This window comes from Citricoccus sp. NPDC079358 (assembly GCF_040702545.1).
Lineage (GTDB): Bacteria > Actinomycetota > Actinomycetes > Actinomycetales > Micrococcaceae > Citricoccus.
On the sequence record NZ_JBFBLI010000003.1, the window covers coordinates 245,956 to 259,692 of the forward strand.

General features: G+C 68.7%; 13 protein-coding genes. 6 read left to right on the plus strand and 7 right to left on the minus strand.

What is annotated here, in order from left to right; all coding sequences use genetic code 11:
* Positions 1-157: 157 nt before the first annotated feature.
* Together AB0333_RS05860 and trxA are read left to right on the plus strand one after the other, a co-directional pair.
* On the plus strand, positions 158-673 hold the full coding sequence (locus AB0333_RS05860) for a MarR family transcriptional regulator (RefSeq protein WP_115932592.1): 516 nt from the start codon (positions 158-160) through the stop codon (positions 671-673).
* A 60-nt stretch (positions 674-733) separates the two neighbouring features.
* Entirely contained in the window at positions 734-1,186 is a 453-nt protein-coding gene (trxA, locus tag AB0333_RS05865) for a thioredoxin (RefSeq protein ID WP_366217760.1), read from the plus strand.
* A gap of 80 nt (positions 1,187-1,266) precedes the next feature.
* On the opposite strand, the gene AB0333_RS05870 is transcribed toward trxA, so the two are convergent.
* A complete protein-coding gene (locus AB0333_RS05870) occupies positions 1,267-2,349 on the minus strand; it encodes a GTP-binding protein (protein ID WP_366217761.1) in 1,083 nt (360 codons plus the stop codon).
* Positions 2,350-2,478: 129 nt separating this feature from the next.
* Between AB0333_RS05870 and AB0333_RS05875 the strand changes: the two genes are divergently transcribed.
* Positions 2,479-3,108 carry a helix-turn-helix domain-containing protein gene (locus AB0333_RS05875; protein ID WP_366217762.1) on the plus strand — a complete coding sequence of 210 codons (630 nt, stop codon included), beginning with the start codon at positions 2,479-2,481 and terminating at the stop codon, positions 3,106-3,108.
* On the plus strand, positions 3,105-4,862 hold the full coding sequence (locus tag AB0333_RS05880; protein WP_366217763.1) for an MDR family MFS transporter: 1,758 nt from the start codon (positions 3,105-3,107) through the stop codon (positions 4,860-4,862). The genes AB0333_RS05875 and AB0333_RS05880 overlap by 4 nt, the downstream gene beginning before the upstream one ends.
* A gap of 7 nt (positions 4,863-4,869) precedes the next feature.
* Here the strand turns inward: AB0333_RS05880 and AB0333_RS05885 are convergent, their stop codons facing one another.
* The 4 genes from AB0333_RS05885 to AB0333_RS05900 all read right to left on the minus strand — a co-directional run bounded on the left by AB0333_RS05885 (position 4,870) and on the right by AB0333_RS05900 (position 9,557).
* Positions 4,870-6,060 carry an MFS transporter gene (locus AB0333_RS05885; RefSeq protein ID WP_366217764.1) on the minus strand — a complete coding sequence of 397 codons (1,191 nt, stop codon included), beginning with the start codon at positions 6,058-6,060 and terminating at the stop codon, positions 4,870-4,872.
* An 84-nt stretch (positions 6,061-6,144) separates the two neighbouring features.
* Complete coding sequence (locus AB0333_RS05890; protein ID WP_366217834.1) at positions 6,145-8,256, minus strand: S-layer homology domain-containing protein; 2,112 nt, start codon at positions 8,254-8,256, stop codon at positions 6,145-6,147.
* The gene (locus tag AB0333_RS05895) at positions 8,139-8,633 is read right to left on the minus strand and encodes a hypothetical protein (RefSeq protein WP_366217839.1); all 495 of its coding nucleotides are present in this window, start codon (positions 8,631-8,633) and stop codon (positions 8,139-8,141) included. Before AB0333_RS05895 ends, AB0333_RS05890 begins: the two co-directional genes overlap by 118 nt.
* Positions 8,634-8,777: 144 nt before the next feature.
* The gene (locus AB0333_RS05900) at positions 8,778-9,557 is read right to left on the minus strand and encodes an IclR family transcriptional regulator (RefSeq protein ID WP_170144601.1); all 780 of its coding nucleotides are present in this window, start codon (positions 9,555-9,557) and stop codon (positions 8,778-8,780) included.
* A gap of 87 nt (positions 9,558-9,644) precedes the next feature.
* Here AB0333_RS05900 and AB0333_RS05905 point away from each other — a divergent pair, with 87 nt between their 5' ends.
* Both AB0333_RS05905 and AB0333_RS05910 read left to right on the plus strand, forming a co-directional pair.
* Positions 9,645-10,661 (plus strand): ABC transporter substrate-binding protein, encoded by a 1,017-nt coding sequence (locus AB0333_RS05905; protein ID WP_366217765.1) that lies wholly within the window; start codon positions 9,645-9,647, stop codon positions 10,659-10,661.
* Positions 10,662-10,675: 14 nt separating this feature from the next.
* A complete protein-coding gene (locus tag AB0333_RS05910; protein ID WP_115932600.1) occupies positions 10,676-11,953 on the plus strand; it encodes a cytochrome P450 in 1,278 nt (425 codons plus the stop codon).
* Between the two features lie 97 nt (positions 11,954-12,050).
* Here the strand turns inward: AB0333_RS05910 and AB0333_RS05915 are convergent, their stop codons facing one another.
* Together AB0333_RS05915 and AB0333_RS05920 are read right to left on the minus strand one after the other, a co-directional pair.
* A complete protein-coding gene (locus AB0333_RS05915; protein ID WP_115932601.1) occupies positions 12,051-13,091 on the minus strand; it encodes an ABC transporter substrate-binding protein in 1,041 nt (346 codons plus the stop codon).
* Positions 13,092-13,227: 136 nt separating this feature from the next.
* Positions 13,228-13,719, minus strand: coding sequence for a MarR family transcriptional regulator (locus AB0333_RS05920; RefSeq protein ID WP_366217766.1), 492 nt, complete (start codon positions 13,717-13,719; stop codon positions 13,228-13,230).
* Between the last annotated feature and the right edge of the window lie 18 nt (positions 13,720-13,737).

Sequence of the window (13,737 nt, forward strand, 5' to 3'; positions counted from 1 at the left end):
TCGGTAGGGGCCTCGGGAAAGGAAGTCGTGGGGCTCGGGGTGCCGGCTGTTCGGGCGGGCGTTCCCGGCGAAACGGGTGAGGCTGGCGCTCGAACCCGATATAGAGAGGTTACCTCACTAAGAGGTTGAGCGTCAATAATCGCGTAGGATGAGGGGCATGACTGCTGGCGGCCCCACGGCTGAGACCCCGGATCTGGGCGACCTCATGCACGCCGCCTTCCGCCGGCTGCGTCACCGGTGGAGTCATCAGCTGGCCCCCTTCGACCTGACGCCGTATCAGTTCCGGGCCCTGCAGGCCGTGGCGGGCGGTGCCCACGGGCACGGGCCGGATGGTCACGGTGCGTGTGCTGACCACCGCCGTTGCCAGGAAGCGGGTCGGCATGTTGAGGAGGGGCTGCGCCTGAAGGACATCGCCGACCGCCTGCGGATCGCCCCGCGCTCGGCCACCGAGGTCATCGACCAGCTCGAGGCCAAGGGGCTCGTGGAGCGTCGCCCCGACCCCGCGGACCGCCGGGCCACGCGCATCAGCCTGTCCGAGGCCGGCGTCGGTCTGCGGGAAGAGGTCCGCGAGGCCCGGCGCCGGGAGGCCGGCGACTATTTCTCAGTGCTGTCCCAGCCCGACCAGGCCGAGCTGGCCCGGCTGCTGACCGAGCTGGCGCGCGCCCAGGAATAGCAGGCAGGGTCGGACGGGTTGAGGGGTGTAGATCCCGACCCCTCTCCTGACAGGAGCCCCATGGCCACCGTTGACCTCACCGTAGACACCTTCGGCACCACCGTTGCCGAGAATGACACCGTCCTCGTTGACTTCTGGGCCGCGTGGTGCGGCCCGTGCCGCCAGTTCGCCCCCGTATTCGAGGCCGCCTCCGAGCAGCACCCTGACGTGGTGTTCGCCAAGGTGGACACCGAGGCCGAGCAGCAGCTGGCCGCGATGGCCGGCATTACGTCCATCCCCACGCTGATGGCCTTCCGTGGCGGCGTGCTGGTCTTCTCCCAGGCCGGAGCCCTGCCCGGCTCGGCGCTGAACGATCTGCTGGACCAGGTCACCGGCCTGGACATCGCCGAGGTCCGGCGGTTGGCCGAAGAGCAAGCGGACCAGGAGGCGGCGCAGTCGGGCGGGCAGGAGCCCTCCGTGGACGAGGCCGTCGAATCGGCTGCGGGCCAGCTGAACGCCCTGCACGGGCGGTAGGCCGGACCGCGAACGCGAGAACCCCCTCTCGCGCGAGGCCGTGAGGGCGTACCGCTCGGCTCGCCGGTCCTCCGGTGGCGTCAGCCGCTGAGCCGTCGGTAGCGAGCCAGGCGCCGCAGTCCTGCTGTGTCCGAGCGCTGCGCCGGGGCGGCTGCGGTGGCGTCAAGGCTGCGCTGGGCGGCCGCCGGGTCCATCCGCATGCCGATGGCGACGAGTTCGCCGGCCGCGGGCGGCTCCGGCAGCGGGGCGATGTTGACCATGGGCCCCACCAGGTTCACGGCGTAGCCGTGTTCGCCGCGGGGGCCGAGCACCCTCACCCGTCCCTTGATCCGGTATGCACCGGCGGGTGGGCGCTCCAGCAGGTCGATCAGGGCGCTGGGCGAGACGGGCCCCGCCAGTGCCACCGAGGCGGATCGTGCATGCGCATGGTCGCCGTGGCCGTGGGTGGCCTCCCGCATCAGCTGGGCGATCGGGAGCTGGTCGGAGGGGTCCTCGTCCTCGGCGGTATCGAAGGCGAGGGCCGGATCGATCCGACCCTGACGGGCCACCACCACGGTCACCACTGGATTGCGCTCCCTGATGCGTCCGGTGATGCGCGCGACCGCCCGTTCGCGGTCCTCCACCGGCAGCAGGTCCGTCTTGCCGATCACCACGAGCGTGGCCGCCTGGTACCTGGACGGCGGGTCCGACCAGGTGTCCACGGTGTTGAAGTGCTCGATGGCGTCGATCACCTCGATCACGCCGCCCGGCCGGATCCGCGCCGCTTCGCTGTGGTGGATCAGGCGCGCCACGGTGATCGGATCGGCGACGCCGCTGGCTTCCACGAGGATCGCATCGAGCCTGAGCTTCGGCTGGGCCAGCCGTTCGAGGGCCTGGTCCAGGCCGCCTGCGTCCTCCAGGCAGCAGAGGCAGCCGCCGGAGATAGATGCGGCCACGTCCACGTGGCCGGTGACGAAGGCCGCGTCCACGTTGAGCTGCCCGAAGTCATTGACCACCACGCCGAGGCGGGCCCCGGGCCGGAGCAGCAGGTGGTTGAGCAGGCTCGTCTTCCCTGCGCCGAGGTGGCCCGTCAGGGCAATCACCGGGACCCGGCCCGTGGCCCGGGTGACGTCGCCGACCACGGTGGTGTCCGACGTCGGCGATCCGGTAGAAGGGGTGGTCATGGGACCAGTCCACGCCACGCGGGGGAGGGGTGCAAGTGGGCTCGCGGCTACTGAGCGGCGGCCCGCAGTGAGCTGCATCACTGCAATTTTGCAGTTGCGCAATAAGTGCAGTTGTGCAAAAATATAGCCATGCCCCCCACGGATACCCCTGCTTCGACGTCCCTTCGCGAGCGCAAGAAGACCGAGACCTGGCACGCCATCCATGACGCTGCCGCAGAGCTCGCCCTCGATGACGACACCAAGCACGTCACCGTCGAGGCCATTGCCAGCGAGGCTGGAATCTCCCAGCGAACGTTCTTCAACTACTTCCCCACCAAGGAAGACGCCATTCTCGGCGTGATGCCGCCCAGTGCACCTGAGCTCCCCGAGGACTTCCTCGATGAAGAGGGGCTCATCCACCGCACCACGGAACTCCTGCTGACCGTCGGCCGGAGCACGTACGCGGAGGGGGATGCCGACCGGCGGAGCAAACTCTTCGAGAAGTTCCCGCACCTGCTGTTGCGGCGCCGGGAAATGATGATGCAGGGCGAGGACCTCGTCTATCAGATGATCGCCACGGCCATGGCCGACCATCCGGCCTGGTCCGGCGGACTCAACGGCCACAGCGTGGAGCAGGCAGCCCGCATGCTCACCATGGCGGCCGGCGTCCCGCTGCGCTATCTCATCGTGACCCGTGGCGCGGCCGGCGGGTATCTCGCACAGTCCTCCGTGGACGACGCCCTTGACCTCTACCAGGACCTCTACAGGAAGCTTTCATGACCCACCACCCCGAGGATGCTCTCAAGGGGTCCGCATCCGCCCCCGCCGCACCGGTCCAAAAGACCGTGTCCGACGCCGGCCCGGCCACACCCCCGGCCACGTCCGGCTCTGCGATTCCGAAAGGAACGCTCGTCCCGTTGTTCATCGGCCTGATGCTGGCCATGCTGCTGGCCTCCCTGAACCAGACGGTCTTCTCCACGGCTCTGCCCACCATCGTCGGTGAGCTCAACGGAGTGTCCAGCATGGTCTGGGTCATCACCGCCTTCATCCTGGCCACCACCATCGCCATGCCCATCTATGGCAAGCTCGGTGACCAGATCGGCCGCAAGCCACTGCTGATCTTCGCCATCTCCGTGTTCATGGCCGGTTCGGTGGTCGGCGGCCTGGCCCCGGACATGGGCACTCTGATCGTGGCTCGCGTGATTCAGGGCCTCGGCGGCGGCGGTCTGATGATCCTGTCCCAAGCGGCCATCGCGGACGTGGTTCCGGCCCGCGAGCGCGGCAAGTACATGGGCATCATGGGCGGCGTCTTCGCCCTCTCCTCGGTGATCGGCCCCCTGCTCGGCGGCTGGTTCACGGACGGTCCCGGCTGGCGATGGGCCTTCTGGATCAACCTCCCGATCGGCGTGGTGGCCCTACTGGCCGCCATCGTGTTCCTCAAGTTGCCCCGCAACACCCAGGGCCGCCCGACCCTGGACTGGGGCGGCATGGCACTGATCGCCGTGGCCACCACCGCCATGGTCCTGGTGACCACGTGGGGCGGCGGGACCTATGCCTGGACCGACCCGATCATCCTGGGCCTCGCCGCGCTGTTTGTGCTGGCCGCCGTCGGCTTCGTGCTGGTGGAGCGTCGCACCGCGGAGCCGCTGATCCCGATGACCCTGTTCCGGGAGCGCAACTTCGTGCTGACCACCATCTCCGGACTGTTCATCGGCGTCGCGATGTTCGGTGCCCTGGGCTACATGCCCACCTACCTGCAGATGTCCTTCGGCCTGGAGGCCTCCGTGGCCGGGCTGATGATGATCCCGATGATGGGCGCCATGCTCATCACCTCGACTGTCTCGGGGCAGCTGGTCTCCAAGTACGGCAAGTACAAGTGGTACCCGGTGGTCGGTGCCTTCATCATCGCGATCTCCATGGGGCTGCTGTCCCTGATGGATCCGCATCAGCCGGTGTGGCTGGCCTGCACCTACCTGGGCCTGCTCGGTATCGGCCTGGGCCTGTCCATGCAGATCCTGGTGCTGGTCGTGCAGAACACCTTCCCGATCTCCATGGTCGGGACCGCCACCGCCTCGAACAACTATTTCCGCCAGATCGGGGCCACCCTGGGCTCCTCCCTGGTCGGCAGCCTGTTCGCCGCCCGCTTGGCCAACCTGTTCACCGAGCGCCTCCCCGCTGATGGGGCCGGGCAGATGGGCAGCGCCGAGTCCTTGACCCCAGATGTCATCGCCGGACTGCCGGATCCGCTCCATGACACGGTGATCACCGCCTACAGCGACGCACTGACCCCGATCTTCCTGTGGATAGCTCCCTTGGGCCTGGTTGCTGCGATCCTGTTGATGTTCATCAAGCAGAAGCCCCTGGCCACCCGGATCGAGCGCTCGGTCGAATCCGAACCCCTGGCCACGGGAAGCATGTCGATCATCTCGGCGGGGGCCGCCCCGGCCAAGATCCCTGCCAAGGCAGACGAGAACCGTGATGAGTCCCGGCCTGAGGTGCGGGAGGAGACTCCCGCCGCGGTTCAGTCGCGCTAAACCAGCGTCAGGGGCGCCCTGCGGCGAGGTAGCGCCGTTGCGCCACCACCACCAGCCCCACCAGCACCGCGGCCACCGCGGCCGTGGCGCTGAACAGCCAGGCCCACTGGCCGGCGTCGGCGAGGGGACCCGCCACCAGGGTGCCCACCGAACTGCCGGCGAACAGGGAGGCGGCGAACAGGGCGACGGCGGTCCCGCGCAGCCCCGGCAGCACGTCCGTGGCCCAGACTTGCAGCGAGGTGTGCAGCAGGGCCCACGTCCAGCCCAGCGCGGCGGCCGCGAAGGCGACCGTCGGCACCGAGACGTGGACGGCGACGGCGGCGTAGCCGGCCACCATGCCCGCCCCGCCGAGGGCCATGGTCGCCGGGACGGACAGCCGGCGGAGGATGGGCCGGACCAGCCGGCTGCACGCCAGTGTTGACACCCCGTACGCGGCAACGGCCAGACCCGCCACGGACGCGTCCAGTCCTTGGTCCTGCAGTGCCGGGGCCAGCAGGGTCAGCAACCCCAGCACCACGGCCCCCTCCACGAACACCAACCAGATCACCGCAAGCATCCATCGGTGCCGCAGCGCCTCGGCGAAGGCCCCCAGGAGGGGCCGCCGGGCGGGCAGCGGGGGCTCGGCGGTGGTCCACAGGGCCGCGATGCAGCCGACGGCCAGCACCGGCGGGAGGGCGAACATCAGCCGCCAACCCACGGTCTCGCCCACGACGCCGGCCGCGGCCGTCGCGATCGCCGTCCCCACCGCGATGGCCGCCATGTTGTCCGCCAGTGCGGCCTGGCGGCGCAGTGGGGGCACGGTGTCCCCGATGAAGGTGATGGCGGTGGGGATGATCCCGCCGAAGCAGGCGCCGGTCAGGCTGCGGAAGACCATGAGCAGCGGCAGGGTGGGCGCGATCGCGGAGAGCAGGCCGAACACCACGGACCCGGCCAGGGCGATCCGCATCATCCGCATCCGCCCGAAGCGGTCCGAGAGGCCGCCCCAGAGCGGCTGCGTGAATCCGTAGGCGAGGAAGTACACCCCGGCCACGGCCACCGCCTCGTCCAGGGAGGCGCCCAGGTCCACGGCCAGGAACACCAGCAGCGGGCTGACCGCGAAACGGTCCACGCTGGAGGTGAAGGAGGCCAGCGCGATGGAGACGGGTACGCGCTGGGGTGCGCCGCCGTCGGGCATCTGGGGGTTCTTCGGGTGCCTCACCAGGACAAGCTACGCCATGGAATAAGGCAAGGGCCGCCGATGTCCGAAGACACCGGCGGCCCTTGATGCTGTCACATCACCGGATCAGTCGAGCATGAACACGTCCAGGACCTCCGGCTGCGCGTCCGGGTTCTTGGTGTCCAGGATGAACGAGGTCACCGAGCCGGCCTGGGCGTCCAGGTTGGTGAAGATGCTGTAGTCGTTGGAGGCCACGTACGGGGCATCCTGGTCCGGGTCCACCAGGGACGCGAACGGACGCTCGGACGGAACGATCGGCTCGAGGCCGCCCGGGCTGCCCTGCTCCACGTAATTGTCCGCGTTCCACGGGGCACCCGGCACCGGGCGGGAGTCGCCGGAGAGCTCGTGGTAGGCGCCGTAGGAGTTGCCCACGTTGGAGGTCTCCAGGTAGTTCACGCCGTTCTCGGACTCGAAGCGGTTCCACAGGTGGGAGTGGCCGTTGAACACCAGGTCCACGGAGGTGCCCTCGGCGTCAATCAGCGGAGTGAGGTCGGTGAGGAGCTTGTTGTTCTCCGCCTCGTACTCGTAGCGGATGCCGGTGACGTTGCCCTCGGCGTCCTTCTCCTCGATCTTCGTCGGTTCGGCGAAGGCGGGGGTCACGTTGTCACCCAGGCCCTGCGGGCCCTCGTGCATCATGACGACCACGTTCTCGGCCTCGGTGGTGGCGTCCGAGGCCAGCTCGTCCTGCAGCCAGCGGTACTGGTCCGAGTCCACGGCCAGGGTCTCGAAGATGAATGAGCCGTGGCCCTGGGACATCGGGTCGTCCAGCGTGTCCGCGGCCTCCTGGAAGCGCGAGGCGGCCTGACGCGCCGCCGGATCGGACTCGGCGGTGCCGGAGCGCCAGATGCGCGTGGAGTAGAGCGAGATCAAGCGGGTGTTGCCCACGGTGGTGGCGTAGTACGTCTCGCCGCCGGACTCGGACTCGGGCAGCGTGAAGAGCTCCTCGTAGGTGGTGGTGGAGAAGGAGTTGTCCTCGATCCACTGCTCCTTGACCTCGGCGTGGCCGTCCGGGTTGACCTCTACTGCGACCTTCTCGTACTCAGCCTCGGCCACCTCGCGCGGCACCGGGGAGTTGAAGGACTCGTCCAGGGAGTTCATGCCGTCGACCCGGCCCTGGACCTCGTGGTTACCGATGGCCGTGTAGAGCGGGGCATGCTGCAGGATCTCGCCGCCGTCGTACGTCTCGCCGTTCGGGGCCTCGAAGCCGGCGTTGCCCTGCAGCCCGCGGAAGAAGGCCAGGCCGTTCTCCGAGTCGAACCACTCGGAGGCGCGGTCCGGGACGTTGGCCAGGTCGCCGGCCATGAAGACGGCGTCGATGTCACCGATGACCGTCTCGGCCCACTCGAGGTTGGCCGGGGTGTTGTTCTTGGCCTGGTGGTCCGAGGTCAACAGGATGTTGGCGTCCTCCTCGGCGGTCTTCGCGTCCTCGAGGGAGAACGTGTCCGAGAGGACCGGCTCGCCGTCCAGGATGGAGACAACGCGGTAGTCGACCTCGCCGGCGTCCTCCAGCCCGGTCACGGTGGCCTCGTGGCGGAAGATGTCCCGGGACACGATGCCGTCCTCTTCGGCCGGGGCGTCGGACAGCACCGAATCGGCGTCCTCAGCAGTGCGGGACATCTGCATGGACTCGGCCTTGGTCACGGTGAACTGTGTGTTGTTCGCCTCGGACTGGAAGACTCCGGAGCGGGAGTTGGTGGCCTTGTCCACGGTGGGCGCGAGATCTTCGGCGGTCAGGCCGTAGACATCACCGGTGATGACCCAGTGCTGGCTGCCCTCGAGCTCGGTGAACCACGCGACGTTGGTCTGGCCGACCTCGGGGACCTGCAGGAACGGATCGGTCAGCAGGACCGGCTCGCCGGCGGGCATCTCCGGTTCCGGAGCCTCCGGCTCCTCGGGGTTGATGACGCCGTCGAGGCGGCTCATGAGGGCGGCGACCTCGCCGCGGGTGATGGGGTCCTTGGCCTTGAAGGTCCCGTCCTTGTACCCGGTGGAGATGTCCTCGGAGGCGAGCCAGATGATGGCGTCGTGGTGGGTGTTGGACTCGGCCACGTCCGGGAAGCTCACGTCGGTTTCGGGGTCGGTGGTGGGGTCGAGGGCGCGGTAGAGGAAGGAGGCGAACTCGCCGCGTTCCACGGGACGGTGGGGCTGGAAGGTCCCGTCGGCATAGCCGGTGGTGATCTCCTCGGCGGCGCCCCACTCGATGCCTCGAAGTGGGTGGAGCCGGCCGGGGCGTCGGGGAAGGTGGCCTCGCCGGGGGTGAAGTCCGCGTTGAGGTAGCGGTAGACGAAGGCCATGGACTCGCCGCGGTCGATGTCGGCGCCCTTGCGGTAGGTGTTGTCCGCGTAGCCGGTGGTGATGCCGGAGCACTGCATCCAGCGGACGTAGTCGAAGTACTGCGAGCCGGCCTGGTTGTCGGCGAAGTTCGCCGCGGTGCACTCAGCGCCGGGCTGGGTGGGCCCGGCGGGCTCGGGGGTGGTGGTGGCGGTGGCGGGGGTTGCCAGGAAGCCGATGGTCATGAGTCCGGCCAGGGCGGCCGCGGGTAGCTTGCGCTGCATGTTGGGGGCTCCGATGTTCAGGCCTGGGGCGCCTGTCCGTGCGGAGGCCAGGCGCGAGTGATGAGCGGCGGGGTTTCCCCACCGTGACCTGGACAGTTCATCGGTCGCCGTCAACGCGCAGGAGAGCGCCCGGTGAACACCACGCTAAGAACGGTGGACATCGCGCCCACTGGTCAGGGCCGCGTAGTCCCGGGCGATCGCCGCGGCGGCGGTCTGCAGGAGGGTGACGTAGGGCAGGGCGGGAGCGGCATCGTTGGGGACGATGACGGAGAGTGCGCCCAGCAAGTCATCCTGATGCCCACGCAGCGGCACCGCGATGCCGCGTGCGGCGGTGTGCAGGAAGCCATCATTGACGACGTGACCGGTGCGGCGGATCTCGGCGAGGCGGCGGCGGATCTGGGCCGGGTCCGTCACGGTCATCGAGGTGAACTGCTGCAGCCCACCGGCCAGGGCGGCCTCCTGCTCCCGCTCCGGCAGCCACGCGAGCTGGACGAGACCGGACGAGGAGGCCAGTGCGGGCAACCGCTGGCCGATCACCGAGTAATTCACGACGGCGTCCGGCGCGGAGAGGCGTTCGATGAACAGGACGTCGCGGCCCGAGAGGATCCCGATCTGGGCATGCTGCCGGACGGCATGATGGACCTTCTGCAGGTGGGGCAGGGCCGCGGCCCGCAGGCCGGCGGCACCGGGGGAGCGCGCCGACCATTCCCAGATCCTCGCCCCGAGTCGGTACGTCCGGTCCGGGGCGCGTTCGAGCAGGCCCAGCGAGGTGAGTTCTCCCAACAGGCGGTGGGTGGTGGAAACGGGGCTGCCGGTGCGCTGCGCGATGTCCGTGGCGGTGAGGAACACCGAGTTGGAGTCGAAGGCATCCAACAGGTCCACCGCACGGCTCAGTGAGGAGCGGCCCGCGGACGTTCTGGCCATGCGTTTCCTTTCAGAGGGAGAACTGCGACGGGAACAGTGTGACATGACTCATAGTCGAAGGCACCCCCGTCAACCAAGGAGACCACGATGCCCACACGAAAACTCCTGGCCGCCCGACGCCGCAGCCTGCTGGCCGCCGGCGTCTTGTCCATGGCCGCCCTGACCCTGACCGCCTGTGGTTCCGGCGCACCCAGCAGCGCCGAAGCGGACGCCGCCGGATCGTCCTCCGCCGCTGGGGAGGGCTCGGGCGAGCTGGAGTCCGTCAACATCGGCTACTTCCCCCTCGTGCACACCTCCACCTTGGTTAATGCCGATGAGCAGGGGTACCTCGAGGACGCCGGCATCGATGCCGAGCTGACCCAGACCCAGGGTGGCGCGGCGGCCATCCCGGCCCTGGCCTCCGGCAATGTCGACGTCACCTACGCCAACTACACCTCGGCCCTGCTCGCCGCCCAGCAGGGGCTGCCCATCGTCCTGATCGCCGGCAACGACGTCGGCGCTGACGATCACGGCATCTACGTGGACCCGGAGTCTGGCATCGAGGAGATCGCCGACCTGAAGGGCAAGAGCTTCGCGGTGAACAACCTGCAGAACATCGGCACGGTGGCCCTCTATGCCCAGCTCGAGGAGGCCGGACTCTCGCCGGCCGATGTCGAGGTGATGGAGATGCCGTACCCGGACATGGCCGCCGCCGTGCAGAACGGCAACGTGGATGCCGTCTGGCAGGTCGAGCCGTTCCAGGCCGTCTCCGAGAAGGAGGGGCTGGTGAAGATCGGCAACCTGTTCGCGGGACCGGCCGAGGAGATGCCCGTGGCCGGATGGATCACCACCCGCGAGTACGCCGACGCCCATCCCGAGGTCATCGACGGGCTGCGTTCGGCCCTGTCCTCATCGATGGAGGACCTCGACGGCAACCGTGAGGCCTTCAGTGCGCTGGTGCCGGAGTTCACCACGGTCACCGCTGAGGTGGTGCAGGAGATCGAGCTGCCCGTGTTCTCCGCCGAGCTGGACCTCGAGAAGCTCCAGCAGGGCGCCGACCTGATGCTCGAATACGACCTGATCGACGAGGCCCTGGACGTCCAGGGCACGGCCTACACCAACTGACAGGAGAAGCCCTCATGACTGGCACCGCCGCCATCCAGACCCAGGTGAGCCCCCACGGAGAGCGCCCTGCCCCGCCCCTCGCGACTCCTCCCGCCCCCGCCGGCGTCCCGGTGGTCGACCTCGACCCGTTCTCGGATGAAACGCTGACCGATCCCTATCCCCTGCATGAGGCCCTGCGGGAGGCCGGGCCTGTCGCCTGGCTGCCCCACTACGGCGTCTATGCGGTGGCTCGGTACGACGAGGTGGTCCACGTGCTGCAGAACCACGAGATCTTCGTGTCCGGGCGCGGTGTGGGGCTCTCGGACTACCAGAAGGAGAAGCCCTGGCGGCCGCCGTCGCTGTTGTTGGAGGCGGACCCGCCCCAGCACGCCCAGGCCCGCAAGGTGGCGACCTCGGTGTTCAACCCCAAGACGATGCGCCAGATTCGGGAGGAGTTCCAGGACACCGCCAACCGCATGGTGGACGAGCTCTTCGCCGAGGGCTCGACGGTGGAGATCGACGGGGTGGCCGAGCTGGCCGCCGCCTACCCGCTGTCCGTCTTCCCGGACTTCATCGGCCTGTCCGAGAGCGGGCGGGAGAACCTGCTGCCCTACGGCAACATGGCGTTCAATGCCTTCGGCCCTCAGAACCACCTCTACGATCGGGCCATGGAGACCGGAGGCCAGGCGGCTCCATGGATCGTCGAGCAGTGCGTGGTGGGTACCCCGAAGCCCGGGCGGTTCGGTGCGACCCTGCATGAGAAGGCCGCCGAAGCGGGGTTGGACGAGGACGAGTCGGCGCGGTTGCTGCGGTCCTTCCTGACCGCTGGCGTGGACACGACCGTCCATGGCATCGGTGCCGCGCTGCGTGAGCTGGCCGAGAATCCGGAACAGTGGGCCGCGTTGCGCCAGGATCCGTCCAAGGCCCGGGCGGCCTTCGATGAGACCGTCCGCTACGTGGCTCCCGTCCAGACCTTCTTCCGCACGGTGAATGAGGACACCGAGGTGTCCGGTGTGCATCTGCCTGAGGGATCCAAGATCCTGATGTTCCTGGCCGCCGCGAACCGGGATCCGCGCCACTGGAAGGATCCGGACACCTTTGACATCAGCCGCCAGGCCTCCGGCCACGTGGGCTTCGGCTTCGGCATCCACTCCTGCGTCGGCCAGATCATGGCCCGGCTCGAGGGCGAATGCCTGCTCGGGGCGCTGGCCCGCAAGGTCGCCTCCATCGAGGTCGTCGGAGAGGCCCGACTTCAACTCAACAACACCCTGCGGGGCTGGGACAGCCTGCCGCTGCGGCTGACCGCGGCGTAGGCGCGAACGCACCCCAGGAACGACGGCGGGCCGTCCGATCGGATCGGCAGGATCCGGTCGGGCGGCCCGCCGTGTGGGGGCTGGTGGTGCTCCCGGTCTACTGCAGGACGTCCACCACGAGGCCGTCCAGGCCGGCCTCGGCATCCTCGACGATGCCGGCCTCCTGCGCGGCCTGCGCCCCGCGCTGCATGGCCTGCTCGGGGAAGCCCCAGCCGAACTTCGTGAGGATCATGGTCTTGGCCGTCTCCGGATCGATCTCCGTGAAGTTGGACAGCTCGGTCCGGAACTCCTCCGGGTGCTCAGTGGCGTACTCCTGGGACTTCTTGACGACCTCCACAAAGTCCTGGACGAACTGCGGGTCCTGGGCCCACTTCTGTTCCGAGGTCAGGTAGACGGCCGTGACGAACTCCGGGTCCACGTCGATGTAGGGGTCGGCGATCAGGCGATGTCCGGCCTCCTTGGCATTGCCGAGGAACGGCTCCGAGGTGGAGATGGCGTCCACGGAGCCACGCTCCAGGGCCGGCTGCATGTCCGGCAGGGCCAGCTCGAGGAAATTCACCTCATCCGGGTCTCCGCCGGCCTTCTTCACGGACTGCCGGATGGCCGCCTCGTGGAGCCCCTTGACCGCGTTGACGGCCACGGACTTGCCCTCGAGGTCGCCGGCATCCTGGATCTCCGAACCCTCGGGGACCACGATGCCGCCGTGGTCGGCGCCGGGCTCGCCGGTGGTGCGGCCGCCCTCGGCCACGGCGATCACCGGAAGCCCCTTCTCACGGGCCTGGAAGGCGTTGACGCTACCGGTGTAGACCATGTCGTACTGGTCCTGCAGCAGGGCGGGGATGGAGATCGAGCTTCCGGTGGTGAATTGGATGTCGATCGTCATGCCCTTCTCGGCGAAGAAGCCCTTCTCCTCGCCGAGGTAGATGGCAGCCACGTCCACCACGGGGACGGCCGCCACGCGAACGGTCTGCAGCTCGCCGTCGGCCGCGGGGCCGGAGGCGGTGGAGGCCGCAGCGGAGCCGGCGCCCGCTGTGGCCCCCTCCGAGGTGGCGGCACCGGAGGTGGTGCCGCTGCCGCAGCCGGTCAGCACCAGCATGGAGGCGGCCGCGGTGGCGAGGGTGGCGCGAAGTCTGTTCATGGGTACCTGCCTTGGGTGATCCGGACGGGGTCCGGCGGAACATGACCGGGAGAGTCACTTTCCGAGTTGCAATTGCAACGAGTGTCGCATCTCACATACGATTCGACAAGTACCAAAAAATCTGTGACGTAGCGCTTCAGGAGTTGTCGAGTGAGGGTGGGTTGTTCATCAGGGGAATGTTCTCGTACATCCGCCGCAGGAAGGACTGCAGCACCGCACGTTCTTCCGTGGAGAAGCCCTGCACCATCAGCTCGGCGCGCTCCAGGGCCACGGGCAGCACCGCATCGTGGACCTCGGCGCCCTGGGGAGTCAGGAACAACCGGCGGCGGGAACCCTCCTGCTCCCAGCAGATGAGTCCCTTGTCCCGCAGGCGCTGGAGCCGCCGGCTGACCACCGACTTGTCCAGGGCTACCTGCTCCGAGATGTCCACGGCCTGGCATCCCGGGCGGTTGGACAGCGTGGACAGGATGGCGAAGTCCGGCGAGGTGACCCCGAACCGCTCGTTGTAGAGGCGCGATCCGCCCCACACGTGGGCGTTGTCCACGAGGGACAGGTAGGCCGGGGGGAAGGTCTCCCGGTCGATCGTGTGCTTGAGTCGGGTGCGGATCGGTTCGGCGGCGGACGTCATGAGGCCCATCAAACCATC

What these genes read in the sequence shown, in the direction of transcription:
- AB0333_RS05880 (WP_366217763.1), top strand. Translation starts at nt 3,105, where the DNA reads ATGACCCACCACCCCGAGGATGCTCTCAAGGGGTCCGCATCCGCCCCC.
- AB0333_RS05905 (WP_366217765.1), top strand. Translation starts at nt 9,645, where the DNA reads ATGCCCACACGAAAACTCCTGGCCGCCCGACGCCGCAGCCTGCTGGCC.
- AB0333_RS05895 (WP_366217839.1), bottom strand. Translation starts at nt 8,633, where the DNA reads ATGCAGCGCAAGCTACCCGCGGCCGCCCTGGCCGGACTCATGACCATC.
- AB0333_RS05870 (WP_366217761.1), bottom strand. Translation starts at nt 2,349, where the DNA reads ATGACCACCCCTTCTACCGGATCGCCGACGTCGGACACCACCGTGGTC.
- AB0333_RS05910 (WP_115932600.1), top strand. Translation starts at nt 10,676, where the DNA reads ATGACTGGCACCGCCGCCATCCAGACCCAGGTGAGCCCCCACGGAGAG.
- AB0333_RS05920 (WP_366217766.1), bottom strand. Translation starts at nt 13,719, where the DNA reads ATGACGTCCGCCGCCGAACCGATCCGCACCCGACTCAAGCACACGATC.
- AB0333_RS05875 (WP_366217762.1), top strand. Translation starts at nt 2,479, where the DNA reads ATGCCCCCCACGGATACCCCTGCTTCGACGTCCCTTCGCGAGCGCAAG.
- trxA (WP_366217760.1), top strand. Translation starts at nt 734, where the DNA reads ATGGCCACCGTTGACCTCACCGTAGACACCTTCGGCACCACCGTTGCC.
- AB0333_RS05860 (WP_115932592.1), top strand. Translation starts at nt 158, where the DNA reads ATGACTGCTGGCGGCCCCACGGCTGAGACCCCGGATCTGGGCGACCTC.
- AB0333_RS05900 (WP_170144601.1), bottom strand. Translation starts at nt 9,557, where the DNA reads ATGGCCAGAACGTCCGCGGGCCGCTCCTCACTGAGCCGTGCGGTGGAC.
- AB0333_RS05915 (WP_115932601.1), bottom strand. Translation starts at nt 13,091, where the DNA reads ATGAACAGACTTCGCGCCACCCTCGCCACCGCGGCCGCCTCCATGCTG.